15 protein-coding genes are annotated in these 19936 nt (G+C 34.9%); 10 read left to right on the top strand and 5 right to left on the bottom strand.

Translation table 11 applies throughout. The annotated features are described in order from the left end of the window. Positions 1–100: 100 nt before the first annotated feature. Together fabD and K8V80_RS08040 are read right to left on the bottom strand one after the other, a co-directional pair. Positions 101–979, bottom strand: a complete 879-nt coding sequence (fabD, locus tag K8V80_RS08045) for an ACP S-malonyltransferase (protein WP_276776852.1) — start codon at positions 977–979, stop codon at positions 101–103. 117 nt (positions 980–1096) lie between these two features. Then, on the bottom strand, positions 1097–2305 hold the full coding sequence (locus K8V80_RS08040; RefSeq protein ID WP_276776849.1) for an ectonucleotide pyrophosphatase/phosphodiesterase: 1209 nt from the start codon (positions 2303–2305) through the stop codon (positions 1097–1099). Positions 2306–2451: 146 nt separating this feature from the next. Here K8V80_RS08040 and K8V80_RS08035 point away from each other — a divergent pair, with 146 nt between their 5' ends. The 7 genes from K8V80_RS08035 to K8V80_RS08005 all read left to right on the top strand — a co-directional run bounded on the left by K8V80_RS08035 (position 2452) and on the right by K8V80_RS08005 (position 11578). Beyond that, on the top strand, positions 2452–3999 hold the full coding sequence (locus K8V80_RS08035; RefSeq protein ID WP_006744752.1) for a carbon-nitrogen hydrolase family protein: 1548 nt from the start codon (positions 2452–2454) through the stop codon (positions 3997–3999). A 112-nt stretch (positions 4000–4111) separates the two neighbouring features. Beyond that, on the top strand, positions 4112–4744 hold the full coding sequence (locus K8V80_RS08030) for a peroxiredoxin (protein ID WP_006744753.1): 633 nt from the start codon (positions 4112–4114) through the stop codon (positions 4742–4744). Between the two features lie 460 nt (positions 4745–5204). Beyond that, positions 5205–8630 carry an isoleucine--tRNA ligase gene (ileS, locus tag K8V80_RS08025; protein ID WP_276776844.1) on the top strand — a complete coding sequence of 1142 codons (3426 nt, stop codon included), beginning with the start codon at positions 5205–5207 and terminating at the stop codon, positions 8628–8630. A 39-nt stretch (positions 8631–8669) separates the two neighbouring features. Next, on the top strand, positions 8670–9056 hold the full coding sequence (locus K8V80_RS08020; protein WP_006744755.1) for a TraR/DksA family transcriptional regulator: 387 nt from the start codon (positions 8670–8672) through the stop codon (positions 9054–9056). Between the two features lie 112 nt (positions 9057–9168). Further along, complete coding sequence (locus tag K8V80_RS08015; protein WP_006744756.1) at positions 9169–9783, top strand: lipoprotein signal peptidase; 615 nt, start codon at positions 9169–9171, stop codon at positions 9781–9783. Positions 9784–9816: 33 nt separating this feature from the next. Next, a complete protein-coding gene (locus K8V80_RS08010) occupies positions 9817–10734 on the top strand; it encodes a DUF4296 domain-containing protein (protein WP_006744757.1) in 918 nt (305 codons plus the stop codon). Positions 10735–10888: 154 nt separating this feature from the next. Next, entirely contained in the window at positions 10889–11578 is a 690-nt protein-coding gene (locus K8V80_RS08005) for an HAD family hydrolase (protein WP_276776839.1), read from the top strand. A 55-nt stretch (positions 11579–11633) separates the two neighbouring features. Here the strand turns inward: K8V80_RS08005 and K8V80_RS08000 are convergent, their stop codons facing one another. Next, positions 11634–12392, bottom strand: a complete 759-nt coding sequence (locus K8V80_RS08000; protein WP_276776836.1) for a TrmH family RNA methyltransferase — start codon at positions 12390–12392, stop codon at positions 11634–11636. A gap of 175 nt (positions 12393–12567) precedes the next feature. Between K8V80_RS08000 and K8V80_RS07995 the strand changes: the two genes are divergently transcribed. Continuing rightward, positions 12568–14874 carry a BamA/TamA family outer membrane protein gene (locus tag K8V80_RS07995; protein WP_006744760.1) on the top strand — a complete coding sequence of 769 codons (2307 nt, stop codon included), beginning with the start codon at positions 12568–12570 and terminating at the stop codon, positions 14872–14874. A gap of 77 nt (positions 14875–14951) precedes the next feature. Here the strand turns inward: K8V80_RS07995 and K8V80_RS07990 are convergent, their stop codons facing one another. Together K8V80_RS07990 and K8V80_RS07985 are read right to left on the bottom strand one after the other, a co-directional pair. Beyond that, entirely contained in the window at positions 14952–15422 is a 471-nt protein-coding gene (locus K8V80_RS07990) for a DoxX family protein (protein WP_276776831.1), read from the bottom strand. A 69-nt stretch (positions 15423–15491) separates the two neighbouring features. Next, on the bottom strand, positions 15492–17360 hold the full coding sequence (locus K8V80_RS07985) for an alpha-L-fucosidase (RefSeq protein ID WP_276776828.1): 1869 nt from the start codon (positions 17358–17360) through the stop codon (positions 15492–15494). A 591-nt stretch (positions 17361–17951) separates the two neighbouring features. Between K8V80_RS07985 and K8V80_RS07980 the strand changes: the two genes are divergently transcribed. Together K8V80_RS07980 and K8V80_RS07975 are read left to right on the top strand one after the other, a co-directional pair. Next, positions 17952–18515: a DUF6565 domain-containing protein gene (locus K8V80_RS07980; RefSeq protein WP_276776825.1), complete on the top strand. Its 564-nt coding sequence runs from the start codon at positions 17952–17954 to the stop codon at positions 18513–18515. 188 nt (positions 18516–18703) lie between these two features. Next, the gene (locus K8V80_RS07975; RefSeq protein ID WP_276776823.1) at positions 18704–19582 is read left to right on the top strand and encodes a DUF3078 domain-containing protein; all 879 of its coding nucleotides are present in this window, start codon (positions 18704–18706) and stop codon (positions 19580–19582) included. The last annotated feature ends 354 nt before the right edge of the window (positions 19583–19936 follow it).

Below are 19936 nucleotides of genomic sequence, written 5' to 3'. Positions count from 1 at the left end.
TAAACCAAGAGATACTTGATTGGTTTAAGAATAAAAAAAGTGCTGATCCACTTTTTATGTAAATCAGCACTTCGCTTATTGTAAATAAAAATAACTATTATTAGATACCTTTGGCAGATACAGCTTTGTCTATTTTACGAATTAGACCTTGAAGAACTGCTCCTGGTCCACATTCAATAAACTCTGTTGCACCATCGGTAATCATATTTTGTACAGATTGAGTCCAACGTACAGAAGAAGTTAGCTGAGCTACAAGGTTTTCCTTAATTTCAACAGGGTCTGTATGAGGTTTTGCATCTACATTTTGATATACAGGACATTTTGGAGTATTGATAGTTGTTGCCTTAATAGCAGCTTCTAGTTCTACTCTTGCTGGTTCCATAAGAGGAGAGTGGAATGCTCCACCCACTTTTAGAGGAAGTGCACGTTTTGCTCCAGCTTCTTTCATCAGTTCACAAGCTTTTTCAATGCCTGCCATAGAGCCCGAAATAACTACCTGTCCAGGACAGTTATAGTTTGCTGCAATACATACTTCATCTGTAATTGAAGCACAAATCTCTTCTACTTTGTCATCGGGTAGAGCAATAATAGCAGCCATAGTTCCTGGTGCGGCTTCACATGCTTTTTGCATTGCCATAGCACGAGCATATACTAGACGAAGACCATCTTCAAAAGACAGAGCTCCTGCTGCAACTAGTGCAGAGAATTCTCCTAGTGAGTGTCCAGCCGTCATATCTGGGTTAAATTCCCCATCTGCACAAAGAGCAGAAATAACGGAATGAAGAAAAACGGCAGGTTGAGTTACTTTAGTTTGACGTAACTCTTCGTCTGTTCCCGAGAACATAATATCTGTAATACGATATCCTAAAATATCGTTTGCTTTTTCAAAAAGATCTTTTGCTAAAGGAGAATTTTCGTATAGGTCTTTTCCCATACCAACAAATTGTGCTCCTTGACCTGGAAATACAAATGCTTTCATATTTGTTGAATTTTATTTCTTTTATTCGTGCAAATATAAGCCGATTTTATTAGAAAAACATTATAAATGCTGAATATAGTGCAGGTATATAATCGTATATATTTGATTATTAATTGTTTAATTATTGGCGAGTATGCCTTCTACTCTATTGAATATTCCCTCTGTATTTGCTGGCTTTATATTTAGAATATTGCATAGCAACACATATATATCTGTATTCACAAAGTCGGTATGGATGTAGTTTTCCTTAAAACTAGGTCCGTAGGCCCTAAACATAACTTGCATATCTTTGTCTGAAGGGAAGTACCCGTGTGCTCCTTTTTGATTTCGAGGCTGATTTGAAAACTGCCATCCTAGTTCAGGTGCAACTACAATATCTCCTATGCGGTGACTACTTCCATAGGCAAGCTCAGAAGGGATGTCTTCTTTTTTCCATACATGGATATGTGGAGCTTTCTTAAGAGATTGATAAACTGTCTCTCTAAACTCTGGTTTAGTGAAAATCGAGGTTGGAGTTCTACCACTTACAACTTCACACCATTCGGGCTTTAAATATTCATTCATATCTATAAAGCGATCGTTGCTGATGTCTGTCATGCCATGATCTGAAGTTACAATTAAGTTTATCCGACTGCTATAAGGAAGTGTAGCAATACGATTCATTAAGTAACCCATCAATTTATCTAGCTTTCGTACCTCATCTTCAACCTCTGTACTCTTGGGTCCAAAGTGGTGTCCCTTTCCATCTGGCTCTTCCATATATAGCATAATAAGCTGTGGCCTTTCTGCTTCAGATTTAGAAAGTAGTTCGATAGCTTTGTCTATTCTTTGCTCAAAGTTGAGACGTGGTGTATTGTCCCATTTGAGATAAAAATCGGGATAAGTTCCTTTGATCTTTACGTCAGAACCCACCCAATAGATACTAGCTGTTTTTATACCTTGCTGTTGAGCTGTTACCCAGATGGGTTCTCCTAAATAAAATTTAGGATCGTAACGAGTACTCTTATCGCCCATGCTATAAGTTTGATTAAATTCACTATCCCAAAAAGTGTTATTAATTAGTCCGTTTCGGTTGGGTGTCAGTCCTGTTGCTATTGTATAATGATTGGGAAAAGTTGAGGCAGGATACGAGGGAAGCATAACAGCCGAAACCCCTCTTTGGGCCATTTTGTCCAAAAACGGAGTTTGGTACAATTCTGTATAGTCCCATCGAAAACCATCGAGGGAAACAAGTACAGTATAAATACGTTCGCTAGAGGAAGAATGATCACATGCCCCTAGTATTACAAGGAAGCATAACAGCAGCCAATGATGAACTCTTTTCATATAAATTTGTCTTTTAGATTAGATAATTAGTTACAGCAAAAATAGATGATCAGTATGTATTGTCAAAATTTATTTTATATATAAGGGTAGCAGCAAACTAAAACTTGCTAGCTATTGTTCTAAATTAGCAATTGTAAATTTGAAATATGAATCATTCCCAAAAAATTAATAAAGTTGAAATACGAAATCTTCAAATGGAGGATTACGAACAACTATTTAGATCTTTTTATCGCATTTATGCAGATGGGAGCGATGTCTTTTGGACACGTGAACAAATTAGCAGCCTTATTAAAATGTTTCCCGAAGGGCAAATTGTCATTTTAGTAGATGGCAAAGCTGTGGGTTGCGCCTTAAGTATTATTGTAGATTATGGTTTAGTAAAAGGACAGCATACCTATAGTCAGGTTACAGCCGATGAAACTTTTTCTACCCACAAGCCTGATGGAAATATCTTGTATGGTATTGAAATCTTTGTTCACCCCGATTACAGAGGACTTCGTTTGGCAAGACGTATGTATGATTATCGCAAAGAACTGTGCGAAACGCTCAATCTGAAATCTATTATGTTTGGTGGTAGAATCCCCAATTACCATAAATATGCCGATGAATTACGACCCAAAGAGTATATTCAGAAGGTAAGACAAAAAGATATTTTTGACCCCGTACTTACTTTTCAAATCTCTAATGATTTTCATGTGCGTAGAATTATGACAAACTATCTTCCCAATGATGAAGAATCTTGTCACTATGCTTGTCTTTTACAATGGGATAATATTTACTATCAAGAAGCAACAGAGGAATATATCTATCCTAAATCAACAATTAGGGTGGGGGCTGTGCAATGGCAGATGAGAAACTATAGAGGATTGAGTGAGCTTTTTGAGCAAATAGACTTTTTTGTAGACTCCGTTTCTGCTTATAACTGTGATTTTGTATTATTCCCCGAATACTTTAATGCTCCACTAATGGCAAAATCGAACGACTTGAATGAATCTCAGGCTATTCGTAAACTTGCTGAATATACAGAGGAAATTAGAGATCGATTTATTGAATTAGCTATTAGCCATAATATTAATATTATAACAGGAAGTATGCCCTATAAAAATAGGGATACAGGTAATCTTCTAAATGTAGGTTTTTTGTGTAGAAGAGATGGTACTTATGAGATGTATGAGAAAATACATGTTACTCCCGATGAAGAAAAAAGCTGGGGACTTCGAGGAGGGGATAGAGTAAAAGCTTTTGATACCGATTGTGCTAAAATAGGAGTATTAATCTGTTATGATTCGGAATTCCCAGAACTCTCTAGGGTGTTGGCAGCCGATGGTATGCAAATCTTATTTATACCATTTTTGACAGATACTCAAAATGCGTATTCACGTGTAAGAGTATGTGCTCAAGCCAGAGCCATTGAAAACGAATGCTATGTGGTGATAGCAGGTAGTGTAGGCAACTTACCGAGAGTTCACAATATGGATATACAATATGCTCAATCTGCTGTATTTACTCCTTGTGATTTTGCCTTCCCAACGGATGGAAAGAGGGCTGAGGCAACACCAAATACAGAGATGATATTGATTACGGATGTAGATCTTGATTTACTAAACAAACTTCACTCTTATGGAAGTGTAAGAAATCTAAAGAACCGTAGGAGAGATTTATACTCAGTGAATTATGGAAATAAATCTATATAGATAGAAGTGTTTACAATTTTTAACCATAGAAAAGTGAACTTTATATAGTTTAGTCTTGTTCTAAATAGCGATTGAAAGATAACATAAACTAATTTAAACAAAACAAGATTTTATGAGATCATTAATTGGTAGAAAAGCACCTAAATTTAGTGCTGCAGCAGTGATAAATGGTGGTGAAATAGTTCAAGATTTCTCTTTAGAACAATACATAGGAAAGAAGTATGTTGTATTCTTCTTTTACCCAATGGACTTTACTTTTGTTTGTCCTACAGAACTTCATGCATTCCAAGAAAAAATAGATGAATTTGAAAAACGTGGAGTGGCAGTAGTTGGTTGCTCTGTAGATTCAGAACAATCACACTGGGCATGGTTGAATACTCCTAAAAATGAAGGTGGTATTCAAGGCGTAAAATATCCTATTGTTGCCGATTTCTCTAAAGAAATTTCAGAAAAATTTGGTGTACTAGCAGGTAGATATGCTCCAGATGAAAACGGAGACTGGGTTATTGATGGTGCTCCAGTAGCTTATAGAGGTCTGTTTTTGATTGATAAAGAAGGAACAGTTCGTCATTGTGTTATTAATGATTTACCTCTAGGACGTAGTGTAGATGAAGCTATCCGTGTGGTAGATGCTCTACAACATTTTGAAGAATACGGTGAGGTTTGTCCTGCAAACTGGTCAAAAGGTAAAGAAGCATTGAAAGATACTCATGAAGGTGTAGCTGATTACTTAAGCGAACACTAATAAATTATGTGTTAAATCAATACTATTTAATAGAATTAAATGTGATGGAGGGGAATATAATTTATATTCTCCTCTTTTTTTATTGTTAAGTATCTCTTGCTGTATTGTTTCATGCGGCAATTCAAATTGTCATTTATTCTTAATATAGAAAAGCCTATTGCGGTACTCAAGTCTATTTCTTATGACTTGTTTTTAAAGTCAATAAATTAGATATGAGCGTATTAAGCTAAAACTAACGGAACTGTGTTCTGACAATTAGTAAGTTTTGATGCATCAGATGTTTAAAAGTATAATTCCTAATTCATCTTTACTTATAAATTCGATGTATAAAGAAGTGAAAAGCTTTAATTGATAATTTTTTATCACTCTTTATGATTAAAGCAAATGATTTCGTAAATTTGCAACTTAAATTTGAACACGCTTCATATTATTGTGTAAAAGTTAAAATTCAGAAAATAAAATGAGTAAAAAATTTACAGAATACTCTCAATTAGATCTATCAAAGGTCAATAAAGATATTCTTAAAAAATGGGACGAGAACGATGTGTTCTCAAAAAGTATGACCGAACGTGAGGATTGTCCATCCTACGTTTTCTATGAAGGACCTCCATCTGCTAATGGAATGCCCGGTATTCACCACGTAATGGCTCGTACTATTAAGGATATTTTCTGTAGATACAAGACAATGAAAGGCTTTCAGGTTAAAAGAAAAGCTGGATGGGATACTCACGGTTTACCTGTAGAGCTTGGTGTTGAAAAAGCATTGGGTATTACTAAAGAAGATATAGGTAAAAAGATTTCTGTAGCAGACTATAATGCAGCTTGTCGTAAAGATGTCATGAAGTACACCAAAGAGTGGGAAGATTTAACTCACCAAATGGGATATTGGGTAGATATGTCAGATCCATATATTACTTATGATAATCGATATATTGAAACCTTATGGTGGCTGTTAAAGCAGTTACATAAAAAAGGATTTTTATACAAAGGGTACACCATTCAACCTTATTCACCAGCAGCGGGTACAGGTTTAAGCTCTCATGAACTGAATCAACCAGGCTGTTATCGTGATGTTAAAGACACAACAACTGTAGCACAATTTGCAATTAAAAATCCAAAGCCTGAAATGAGCGCTTGGGGAGATCCATTCTTTATTGCATGGACAACAACTCCTTGGACTCTTCCTTCAAATACTGCTCTTTGCGTTGGACTAAAGATTGACTATGTAGCTGTTCAAACTTACAATACATATACACAAAAGCCTATTACTGTAATTCTTGCAAAGAATCTAGTAAATACCTATTTTAACTCAAAAGCAGCAGATCTTAATCTTGAAGATTATAAAGAAGGAGATAAGCTAATTCCTTTCAAAATTGTAGCCGAATACAAAGGTGCCGATTTAGTGGGAATGGAATATGAACAACTTATTCCTTGGGTTAAACCAAACGAAGGAGCATTCAAAGTTATTTCTGGAGACTTTGTTACTACTGATGATGGTACTGGTATCGTTCATATTGCTCCAACTTTTGGTGCAGATGATGCTAATGTTGCTAAAGCAGCAGGTGTACCTCCATTGCAATTAATAAGCAAGAAGGGTGAGCTTCGTCCGATGGTCGATTTAACAGGTAAATTCTATAAAATAGATGAACTAGATGAAGACTTCGTAAAGGAAAGAGTGAATGTTGAACTATATGGTGAGTATGCAGGATGTTTTGTAAAGAATGCATACGATCCTAATTTGACTGAAGATGATGAATCTCTTGACATCGCTATCTGTATGATGCTTAAGAAGAATAATCAAGCCTTTAAAATAGAAAAATTTGTTCACAGTTACCCACACTGCTGGAGAACCGATAAGCCTGTATTGTATTATCCTCTAGATAGCTGGTTCATCAAATCAACTGCTTGTAAAGAGCGTATGATGGAATTGAACAAAGAAATCAATTGGAAACCAGAATCAACAGGTACTGGTCGTTTTGGCAAATGGTTGGAAAACTTAAACGATTGGAACTTAAGCCGTTCTAGGTATTGGGGTACTCCATTGCCTATCTGGAGAAATGAAGATGGTGATGAAGAAATATGTATTGAATCTGTTGAGAATTTATACAATGAAATAGAAAAATCAGTAGCAGCTGGATTTATGAAATCCAATCCTTATAAGGATAAAGGATTTATTCCAGGAACATATTCTACTGAAAACTATGATAAGATTGACTTACATCGCCCTTATGTAGATGATATTATATTGGTGTCATCAAAGGGTGAGCCCATGAAACGTGAATTGGATCTTATTGACGTGTGGTTTGACTCAGGTGCTATGCCTTATGCTCAGATCCATTATCCATTTGAAAATAAAGAATTGTTGGATAATAAAGAAGTGTATCCAGCCGACTTTATTGCTGAAGGTGTTGACCAAACTAGAGGTTGGTTCTTTACTTTACATGCTATCGCTACTATGGTGTTTGATACTAAAGCATATAAAAATGTGATATCAAATGGTTTAGTACTCGATAAGAATGGAAATAAGATGTCAAAACGTTTGGGTAATGGAGTAGATCCTTTCCACGCCATTGAGAAATATGGCTCAGATCCCTTACGTTGGTATATGGTAACCAACTCTTCTCCATGGGATAACCTGAAGTTTGATGAAGAAGGAATTGATGAAGTAAAACGTAAATTCTTTGGAACTTTATATAATACTTATTCATTCTTTGCTTTGTATGCGAATGTAGATAACTTTAGGTATCAAGAGGAAGATATTCCAATGAATGAACGTCCAGAAATAGATCGTTGGATTATTTCTGTACTAAACTCCCTGATAAAGGAAGTAGACAAATGCTTGAACGATTATGAACCGACTAAGGCAGGACGTTTGATTTCCGATTTCGTGAATGACAACTTGTCGAATTGGTATGTTCGTCTAAATCGTAAACGCTTCTGGGGTGGCGATTATACAAATGATAAAATCGCTGCTTACCAAACTCTTTATACTTGCTTAGAAGTTGTGTCTAAGTTAATGGCTCCTATATCTCCATTTTATGCAGATATGTTGTACAATGACTTGATGACTATTAAAGTAGGCAAGAATGTAGATTCTGTACACTTAGCTAAGTTCCCAGAGTTTAATGACTCATTAATTGATAAAACTTTGGAAGTCCAAATGCAAATGGCTCAACAAGCTACTTCTATGGTATTAGCTCTACGTCGTAAGGTTAACATTAAAGTTCGTCAGCCACTACAAGGAATTATGATTCCAGTAGTTGATGATGCTCAAAAGGCTCATATTGAGGCTGTGCAAGAACTAATCATGAACGAGGTAAATATCAAAGAGATAAAATTTGTTGATGAAACAGCTGGAGTCTTGGTTAAGCGTGTAAAATGTGATTTTAAAAAGCTCGGACCTAGATTTGGTAAACGCATGAAGAGTGTAGCAGCAGCTATTTCTTCATTAGAACAAAACAAAATCGCTGAACTTGAAAAGTCTGGAAAATTAACTCTTGAACTACCTGATGGTCCTGCAGAGGTTACAACTGCAGATGTAGAAATCTTCAGTGAAGATATCCCAGGATGGTTGGTAGCGAATGAGGGTACTCTAACTGTAGCATTGGATGTAACAATAACCAATGATTTACGTAAGGAAGGTATTGCTCGTGAGTTAGTGAATAGAATCCAAAATTTACGTAAGTCTAAGGGCTTTGAAATAACAGACAAGATAAATATTACATTGTCTAAAAATGAGGCTATAAATGAGGCTGTAAAAGAAAATAAAGCCTATATTTGTAACCAAGTTTTAGGAGAGTCCTTAGAACTAGTTGATAACGTAGAAAATGGAGATGAGTTAGACTTTGAAGATTATGTCTTGTCTATAAAAGTTATCAAGGCTTAGGAGAGACTTTAACACTAACCTTATAAAAATTATACTACCATGGCTGAAAAGAATCGCTATACAGACACTGAACTAGAAGAGTTTCGCTCCATTATAATGGAAAAGCTAGAACTCGCTCAAAGAGACTATGATTTGTTGACAGGAAGTATTAGAGGTACTGACGGAAATAATACGGATGATACTTCACCAACCTATAAAGTCTTAGAAGATGGAGCAGCCACTCTTTCAAAAGAAGAAACTGCTCGTTTAGCTCAACGACAATTAAAGTTTATTCAAGGCTTACAAGCTGCTCTTATAAGAATAAGAAATAAAACTTATGGTATTTGTCGTGTAACTGGAAAATTAATTCCTGCTGAGCGATTAAGGGCTGTGCCTCATGCTACATTAAGTATTGAAGCAAAAATGGATGGAAAAAGAAGAAGATAAATTCATTTAAACTATACAAAAAGTTGAAGGCTATCGAAGCACCTAAAAGCAGGTGATAGCTTTCAACTTTTATTTTTTTTATAATTTCCGAATTCTATTAAATAAAAAGTTAATGGGTAAAAATGCGTCTAAGGGTAAAATAGCTTTATTTACTATTATTTCTGTGTTAATTATTGATCAGATCATAAAGGTATGGGTAAAAACTAGTATGTTTTGGCATGAAAGCCATCGTGTTACAGATTGGTTCCATATTTACTTTACAGAGAATAATGGTATGGCATTTGGCTTAGAGTTTATTGGAAAATTATTTTTAACATCATTCCGAATTGTTGCAGTTATTTTAATCGGTTGGTATTTGTATAAGATTATTAAGCAAGGTAAGAAGACTGGCTATATTGTCTGTTTTTCTTTGATTCTAGCAGGAGCTTTGGGAAATATCATCGATAGTGTTTTTTATGGGGTTCTATTTAGTGAAAGTACTTACTCACAAATAGCTACATTTATGCCTGAAGGGGGAGGATATGCTCCTCTTATGTATGGTAGGGTAGTAGATATGTTCTATTTCCCGATAATTGATACGATATGGCCTACTTGGGTTCCCATGGTAGGTGGCACAAGGTTTGTATTCTTTAGTCCTATCTTCAACTTCGCCGATGCTGCAATTAGCTGTGGAATGATTGCTTTATTGATATTCTACGGCAAATATTTTAGCAAAGCTATTCAGTAATTTGAGATTTTAATTAAAAAGCTTAATTCTATAATGAGCAGATTTTCATCTATTATAAAGTATGTTTCTATAGTTGTTTTATTAATTGTAACAACAAGCTGTGGTCCTCAAAGACCCTCTAATGTGTTACCTCCAGAGAAAATGAAAGCATTTTTATATGATTTTCATATAGCCAAAGCTTTTGGTGATGATGCTGATTACTCTGAGAGATATAATAGAAGTATATATGTAGATGATGTGTATTTAAAGCATGGTATAACCAAAGAGCAGTTCGATTCTTCGATGTCTTGGTATGCTCGTAATTTATCTGATTTAGTAGAAATCTACGATAGTGTGAGAAGTGCAATTGATACAAATAAAGTGATGATAGATGAGCTTGTAGCTTTGCAATATCAAGTACCTTTAGTCACAGCTCCTGGTGATAGTGTAAATATTTGGCCTTGGTATGAGATATATCGTCTTACAGGAACTCCTTTAAATAATAGAGTAACCTTCGATTTACCTGTTGATAGTAACTTTAGAGTAGGAGATCGATTTGAGCTGAATGTACACTTTAATTATGAATATGAGAATCAGCTAGATTCACTAAGTGCTGCTATTATGCAAATGGCTTTATACTTCAATAATGATTCATCGTTGATAGATACTCGAACGATTTATAAATCGGACTTATATCAAATGTCATTACAAGCAGATAGCTTAGGTGAGTTGAAAAACATTAAAGGGTTCATTTATTTACCTCCTCAAGTAAAGGAACAGAGATTATTGGTTGATTCAATTTCTTTGTACCGTTATCATATGCAGCAGAAGGACTCTTTATCACAAGATGTAGATTCAATCCATATTAGTAAACCAGATAGTTTACAACAAGTGATAAAGGAGGTACAGCAAGAGGAATTAAGCTTGGAGAATGAATTACAAATTCAAGAATTAGATTCTGTAAAGCGATAAAAAAGTATAATAGAGAGCAGCTAGTTTTTAGTTGCTCTTTTTATTAGAGTGCACATAGAGACGGACGAGAACAGACATAGAATTAATACAGACTACTGATTGAAAAGTAATTTGAATAATATGAATTCAGGCGTGTCAAATAGGTATTTAAAAGATGAATAATATAAAAGTGATTGCATTTGATGCAGATGATACCCTTTGGGAAAATGAAACGTTCTTTCGAATTGTTGAGGCTAAGTTTTACACTTTACTTGAAGAGTATATCTCTCCTCAGGAGCTGTCTGCAGAGTTGTATAAAACGGAAACAGGCAATTTAGAAATATATGGTTATGGAATAAAGGGATTTATGCTTTCAATGATTGAAACCGCATTGAGAGTTTCTCAAAACAAGGTTAAGGCAGATATTATTGCTCAAATTATAGCTTTAGGCAAAGAACAGCTTGCTGAACCTGTAAAGATTTTGCCTGGTGTAGAGACGGTGTTGAGAAGTTTAAAGGATAAATATAAACTAGTTTTAGCCACTAAAGGAGATTTAGTTGACCAAAAAAGGAAGTTGAATTTATCAGGGTTAAACCCGTACTTTTCTCATGTAGAGATAATGAACGATAAAACCATTCACGAATACAAACAGCTCATAGACGATTTGAATTGCTCTCCTTGTGAGTTTCTGATGATTGGTAATTCTTTGAAATCGGATGTCCAACCGATATTAGAGTTAGGAGGGTATGCCGCTCATATTCCTTTTCATGTAACTTGGAGTCATGAGCAGATTGATAAGCCCATTGAACCAAAACGTTTCGTGGAATTGCATCAGATAGAAGATGTTTTGACGTATATACCCTAAGCTTGTGATGTTGTAGATGTAGGTAATCGTTCGTTTAGGGTTGTACCAAATCCTGTTAGATACTAGCTTGTCTTCTAAATTCGGAGCAGACAATAGCTGTAGCAATAGCCACATTGAGTGATTCAGCAGACTCTTTGTTCATAGGATAATTGGGAATATAGAGTTTGTGAGAAACCAACTCTTGAAGTTCATCGGAAATGCCTTTTCCTTCGTTGCCCATAATAATAAGTCCTTTTTGCTCTAGCTGCTTATCGTATATGTTCTCTCCATCAAGAAATGTCCCATAAATGGGGATATTTGGGTTCTGCTTGATTATCTCGGTGAGCGAAGTATAATGTATCTTTACACGAGCTAATCCGCCCATAGTAGCTTGAATTGTTTTGGTATTATAGATATCTACAGTGTCTTGAGAACAATAAATATGCTCAATACCAAACCAGTCTGCTAAACGTATAATTGTACCTAGATTTCCTGGGTCTTGCACTCCATCTAGAGCTAAACACAAAGAATGCTGCATCGCTTTATTATCTATTTCATATTGGGGTTGCTCAAATAGAGCAATGACTTGTTGTGGCGTTTTCAATGCACTCGCTTTAGATAATTCATCTTGTGTAGCTAAAATAAGTTCTTCGGTATGGTAGTTGGAGTGTTCCTGAATCCAATCTTGAGTTGCTACAAGTAATTTGCAATTAAAGTATCCTATTAGTTCATCTACTAATTTAGGTCCTTCTGCTACAAAGAGTTGGTGTTCCTTCCTATGTTTTTTCTGATCAAGTGATCGAATTAATTTAATCTTAGCTTTACTTAATGACATATTATCGGGTGTTTAGATTTACAAATTTAGGGAATAACAATATGTTTTTCCTAAAATAGAGGTGTTTTATTTCGGTTTGGTTTGATTCTCATATAGTAGATGGGTTAATATTTTATCAAGCAAAAAAGAGGTATTATATTTGTAATCAAATAAAACGAAAAAACAGAATCGCTGTATGCGTAAATATCCATCCTATTTATTTATCCTGTTAGTGGTATTAATATTTGCTTCTTGCTCGACTACAAAGTTTGTTCCCGAGGGTGAGTATTTATTGGATGAAGTGAAGATAACAAGTAATAAGAAAGAACTTAAAACAGTAGATCTGCAACCCTATATCAGGCAGAATCCTAATTCAAAATGGTTTAGTGTGTTTAAGACACCTCTTTACGTGTATAACTTGTCGGGAACAAAACATCCCAATCGCTGGTACAATAAATTCTTTCGAAAGATAGGAGATCCTCCTGTTATTTATAATACATCAGAAGCTGGTCGATCTCAGGATGAATTGCGTAAAGCAGTTCAAAATATGGGATACCTTAGTGCAGAAGTTGATACCCTAACGCACTCAAAAAAGAAAAAGATAAAATTGTCCTATAATATCGTATCGGGTAAACCCTATCTTGTAAGGAACATTACTCGTTTGATAAATGACGCAAAGATAGCTAAGTACCTTGAAGAGGATTCTATTTCATCACTTTTAAAACCTGGAATGAAGTTGGATGTATCGGTTTTGGATAGTGAAAGAGAACGAATTGTTCGAAAACTATCCAATGTGGGGTATTATAAGTTTCACAAAGACTATATTACTTATTCAGCAGATACTGTACTAAATACGTATGAAATAGATTTAACTTTAAATCTACATCCGTATAAAGATAAACTCTCTGATGCCGTATTGACTCATCCTCAATATCGTATAAACAAGGTGGGTTTTATTACCAATTTTGACTTGATGCAATCTTCAGATATACAGTCAATTTCTGTGAATGATTCTTTGCATTACAACAACATGCCCATTTACTATAAAGATAAATTATACTTACGTCCTAAAATTCTAACAGAAGCATCTGCCTTAAAGCAAGGTGAGCTATATAATGCTTCGGATGTTCAGCGGACTTATAGTAATTTTGGAAGGCTGGGTGCACTTAAATATACAAATGTTCATTTTGCAGAAAATGCATCGGATAGTACTCTGTTGAATGCTTATGTCTTGCTGACTAGAGCTAAGGATAAATCTGTCTCTTTTGAAATTGATGGCACAAACTCAGCAGGTGATTTAGGTGCAGCAGCCGCTGTTTCTTTCCAACATCGGAATCTGTTCAAAGGGTCTGAAACTTTTAATGTCCGGCTAAGAGGGGCTTATGAAGCAATATCCAATTTACCAGGATATAACAATAAAAACTATACAGAATATGGTGCGGAAATGAATATCAATTTCCCTCGATTTCTCTTCCCTTTTGTATCTTCTGATTTTAAGAAAAAGATACGTGCTAGTACCGAGTTTGGTATACAATACAACTATCAAATTCGTCCAGAGTTTTCACGAATTCAGGCGTCGAGTAACTGGAGTTATAAGTGGCAGAAGAAGTTGGGTCAACAATTTAGAATTGATTTACTAGATATAAATTACCTCTATATGCCCTCTATATCAGATAAGTTTAAAAATGATTATCTCGATGGAGAGAACAACTATATCTTAGAATATAACTATAAAGATCGATTAATACTTGGAACAGGATTTCACTACACCTACAATAGTGCTCGTTTTGTGGGCTTAGGACAGCAGACAAATTTAGATTCTTACACCATACGTTTTGGGATAGAATCAGCTGGTAATTTATTGTATGGATTATCTAACTTAACAAATGCGAGTAAGAATGGTGATGGAGAATACAAACTGCTTAGTATTCCTTATGCCCAATATTTGAAGGGAGACTTTAGCTTCGCTCGTAATATAGTAGTAGATGAGCGAAACTCTTTTGCTTTTCATGTGGGAGTAGGTATTGCATATCCTTATGGTAATGCAGGGGTTATTCCTTTTGAGAAAAGGTACTTTTCAGGTGGAGCTAATAGTGTTAGGGGTTGGTCAGTGAGAGGATTGGGACCAGGTTCTTTTGCAGGTGATGGAAACTTTTTAAATCAGTCTGGTGATATAAAGTTGGATGTTAATCTAGAATATCGTACTAATCTATTTTGGAAATTGCGAGGAGCTGTATTCGTTGATGCAGGGAATATATGGACGATTCGTGAGTATGATACACAACCAGGTGGTCAATTTAAATTTAACGAGTTTTATAGGCAGATAGCTATTTCATATGGTTTGGGTTTAAGGTTTGATTTCGACTTTTTTGTTGTTCGCTTGGATGGTGGTATGAAGGCTATCAATCCCGAATTTAAAAGTGGTAAAGAGCGGTACCCTATTATTAATCCTAAGTTCGGTAGAGACTTTGCGTTCCACTTTGCTGTTGGATATCCATTTTAGAGTAATATACAGAACAGAAAAGGGGAGTATTTTAAATGCTCCCCTTTTCTATATCATAAATTTATTGCTTGAGTAAATTAAGCTATTGGCTTTCGTATTCTACTATGCTTATTCCTTCCACTATCCAGAGCCTTACCCATTAAATAATCAATAGAATATTTTCCTGGACCTGTTATTAATAAAATAAGGAATAGGACTAGATAGATAAATGCTAATTCTTTAGTGGCAAACGGATCATTACTATGCACCATAAAATAAGCAACGCCCATAGTAGTAATCATAGGTAAAGTAGCTAGCCTAAACAAAAACCCCAATATAAACCCTATAGAGCAAATAAGCTCTGCAAAAATAGCCAAAATTAATGATGAACGACTTGAAATACCCCATGGGTCGGGAAACGTATTTTGAAGCAGTTCAAAGTTGTTCCATTTTTCCAATCCGTGTTTCAAAAATAAAAAGCCTATAATTACTCGTAATAGGAGTAAGAGGAAACTTAATTCTTTGCTGTTATACTTGTGTGGAAGTATAATGTCTAGTAGATGGTTCATAATAGTTTGTGGTTTCTGAGATATAATTATCAAAACTATAAATAGTTATGAAATAAAGCAATAGATATTTTATTTTTTTAATAGTCCTAGCTCGGCTATACTACATACATCTTTATAGTTACTCGATTCGTGAGGTATAAGTTTGATATATCTAGCCGATACCTCCTTTGGGAAATGTAATTCTTGAGGTATAGGATTGTTTTTAATATTACTAAACTCTTCATGATCATATATGATTGTCCAGTTAGTTTTGTCTTTGCTAACAGATAGACTATACTTTGAAATATGATTTAAAGCTTTGTAGGCTGGTGTATATATAAAACCTCCAAATAGTTCCTCTTTTCCTAAGTCTATGAGGATCTCTTGTCCTACTATTAGGGTGTCGGCGGTAGATATGTCTTTATCTGTAACCTGACTTAAAGGGACATCCATACAGGTGGCTTTCCATAATTGGCTATCGTATTCATTAATTACTCTTGAAGCTGTTGTTTTCTCTGCTGGAGGGCAGTAAAAAGCGCCAAGTTTGGAGATATAGACATTTCCTCTTGCTTGAAGTATAGATAACCTTAACTTTTCTACTTTGACATCTTGAGGTAGTCTAATCAGTCTTTTATATCCTATCGTGGTTCCTTCCGCAATTTGTACCCACTCACCATCAAACTTTCCTTCAATTTCAAATTTTTCGATACGCTGTCCATTACTGATGTCTTCTTGGATGAGAAGTGTGTTGATGTTTTCCTCATTCTCTAGATGGTATCGGATGGAATTTCCTTCGCTCACCTTATGCTTTACAGTGGGATTGGCTACTAAGTTATGCTCTAAATAGGTTTGTATGTAGTTTGAAAAATCATACAATCTACTAGCATCACTTTGGCTAATCAAACCCTCTGTGTTGGGTGGTATATTTAAAAGAAGAACGGAATTTAAACCCACCGATTGAAAGTAAATATCAACTAATTGGTTGACTGATTTTACTTGGTGGTCTTCTTCGGGATGATAAAACCATCCTGGGCGAATTGAAACATCCACTTCAGATGGGTACCAGAATAATTCATTCGCTTTCGCTAAAAGCTCTCTACTACCCAAATCTTTGGAAACATCATCAATACCCAATGATGAATTTACTTTTTTAGCACGGGCATAAGAAGATGGAACAAGAGGAGTAACGCTCCATTCTGTAGTTCTTCCCAATCCACTTTCGTTTCCTACCCACCTTACATCATCTCCCATAATAGCTGTTACTGCCCGAGGTTGAAGTTGTTTAATAGTTGATAAGATACGTTCCCAATCATAAGTTTGAACTTTCCCATTGGGCCCTTCGCCATTGGCTCCATCAAACCATACTTCGTAAATATCTCCGTATTGAGTGAGCAGTTCGGTAAGTTGTTGAATAAAGAAGTCGTTGTATTCATCTGTGCCGTAGCAACTAGCATTTCTATCCCAAGGAGATAGATAAACTCCAAACTTGAGCCCGTATTTATCGCAGGCCTCTTTTAAATCTCTTACCACATCACCTTTCCCGTCTTTCCAAGGAGAAGAAGCCACAGAATGACGAGTAGTCTTTGTGGGCCAAAGGCAGAATCCATCGTGGTGTTTAGCTGTCAATAGAGCCATCTTGAAACCACTGTCTTTTAATACTTTTACCCATTGTTCTGCATTTAGTTTCTGAGGATTGAAAAGAGAAGGATCTTCTTCTCCAGTACCCCATTCTCTACCTGTAAAAGTATTGATTCCAAAGTGTAAGAATGCGGTTAGCTCCATTTGTTGCCATTCAAGTTGAGTAGGTGATGGAACTAGGCGTGAAGCCATGTCGATTTTTTCTTCAAGATTTGTCGACGGAGGGAACTCCAAGTGTTTTTCGTAGGATTTCCCTTTCCCTATACTACAGCCGCTTAGGAGTAGACCTAAAGCTGCAATAGGTACTATGCAATTTTTCATTTTATATAGTGAGTTTTTATATAGATTATCTATTTAACAAAGATAAATAAAATTATCTTTTTATTTATAGGTATAGGCTTTAGTATCTTTAAATAAAGAAGGTGTTCTACTTCTTTTTAGATTTTTATAAAAATGCCACTCTTATCATTAGACTTTTATTACATCTATAAAAGGCTTTGATCTCATCTTCGTGCGATAGTCTTTCATACATTCGCAATGTAAATGAATGAACGTTAGAGATTGATCAGAAACATCCTTTATTAGTAAAAATATTTACAAGTATTGAGAACAATATAAAGGACAACTTGGTTATTATTAGTGAATATACATCCTGTTTTGTCATAGAAATGTATTATTATCTTATTCTATAGGGATGAAATAGTCGTTTGTTTTCATTTTTCCTTTCTTGAATGGATACTTTTATATATTTTATTTATAAAATTGTATCAGCTAAAAGATTAAAGAATAAAATTAGTACAAAATTTAGACTAAAATAGAAAGAAATCTCGACCTAATTACATACCATAATGTATAAAATCGAGAATCGATATAAGTTGAATTTTTAAAACAATGTTTAATAGTAATAGAACAATGAAGAAAGTTATGATTTTATGTGCTGCAATATTTACATTAGCAGCATGTGGCGGTGGTGCCAAAAAAGCAAATGATGGTGAAGTTTTCTCAACTGAAGAAGTAAAAAACTTTATCGACGAAACCTCTAAAGGAGCAGCTGATTTTTCTAAAGAACAATGGGCTAAATTAGAAGCAGAATACAATGCTTTGTTACAAAAAGCTGATGAAGCTGGTGATAAGTTGACTCAAGAAGAAAAAGATGCTTTAAATCAAATGAAAGAAACATTTGAAGCAAAGAAACAAGCTGCTAAAGAAGCTTTAGAATCTGCTAAGGAATCAGGTGCCGACATGGTTGATGAAGCACAAGAAGCAGTTGAAGGTCAAGTAGAAGCTGCATCAGATGCTATCGATAAAAAGGTAGAAGAATCAAAAGAAGCTGTTGCAAAGAAAGCTGAAGAAGTAAAGAATGCTACAGGTAATAAGATTGATGACGTGCAAAATGCTACAGGCAAAAAGATTGACGATGCACAAAAAGCTGCAGACAAGAAATTGGATGACGCAGCTAAAAAACTTTTGAAATAAAAATTAGTTGAATAGTCTATGATAAGCAACCTATGGTTGGCAGCTGCCAATTGTAGGTTGCTTTTTTTATGTCAATTTTTAAATAATAGTATTTTTTATAAACAAAACTGGAGATATTGCATTTATATAGATGGTTATTTTATAATAAATCAAAACTATTTATTCGATAATTATTAATTACACAATTTATGAAGAAAGGATTAATTTTGAGTTTGGCTTTAGCCTCTGCAACTATTGCTTTGGCTCAAGAGAGTAAGGAAGATAATAAGCTATGGACCATCAAAGGGGTAGCCGGTATCAACGCTTCGCAAACCTCTTTTGTAAACTGGTCTGCTGGTGGTGATAACACAGTATCATTGAATGGCTTTTTTAATATCGGTGCCCATTATAAAAAAGGAAAATATATTTGGGATAACGATTTATCTACCGAGTATGGAAATACGTATACCAAGACTCATGGGTGGGTAAAGAGTGTAGATAAACTAGAGATTTCTACTAAGTTTGGTTGGGAAATGGCTTCTAAGTGGTATCTAAGCTCATTAGTAGATTTCAAAACTCAATATGGTAAGGGGTATAAAAACCCAGATGATGCCAATTATATTTCTAAAATCTTTGCTCCAGCATATTCTAATGTATCTGTGGGTTTTGATTATAAGCCTGTAGATTACTTCTCTCTTTATATGTCTCCTATTACAGCCAAGATGACTTTTGTAGCTGATACTTATTTGTCTGATCTAGGTGCTTTTGGCGTTGATCCTGGAGATAGATTTAAAATTGAACCAGGTGCTTATGTTAAAGCATCGTTCACCAAAGAAATCATGAAAAATGTTACTCTGATATCAAAACTAGATTTGTTTACTGCTTATGATAAAAGCTTTGGTAATATTGATGTGAATTGGGAAAATGTGATAAACATGAAAGTAAATAAGTTTATTAGCGCTAATATCCATGCAAACCTATTATATGATGATGATATCAAAAGATATGATGGAGATGGTAAAAGGCTAGGAGGTGCTCGTGTTCAATTCAAAGAAATGATAGGAGTGGGACTTTCTTATAACTTTTAAAATAGTATATTAACTCAAACGAAAGCTGTCTTTGTAGGCAGCTTTTTTTATGTCTAAACTCTATAAATTCAAGAATGGGGTTCTTTTTGGATAGAGTTTTATGTTGTGTCATAAATAATTCCAGACTTAAATTGAAGGTTAGAGGTTGAGATCTATGTGTATGAAATCAAAAAACAATGTTTCGAAATCGGAATGTATTTCAATGTACATTTATTGTCCAAATACGCTTTAGCGCTAGTTCTCTTCTTTAGTTATAAAAAATTAGAGGCTATATATTTTACTATATAGCCTCTAATATAATCTTCCTATGAATTATAAACACTTAAAAACACTCAACTTTAAATAGGAATAAAA

This window comes from Bacteroides coprosuis (assembly GCF_020741705.1).
Taxonomy (GTDB): Bacteria; Bacteroidota; Bacteroidia; order Bacteroidales; family Bacteroidaceae; genus Bacteroides_E; species Bacteroides_E coprosuis.
The sequence above is the reverse complement of the archived record's forward strand: the minus strand, read 5'-3'. Positions and strand labels throughout refer to the sequence as shown.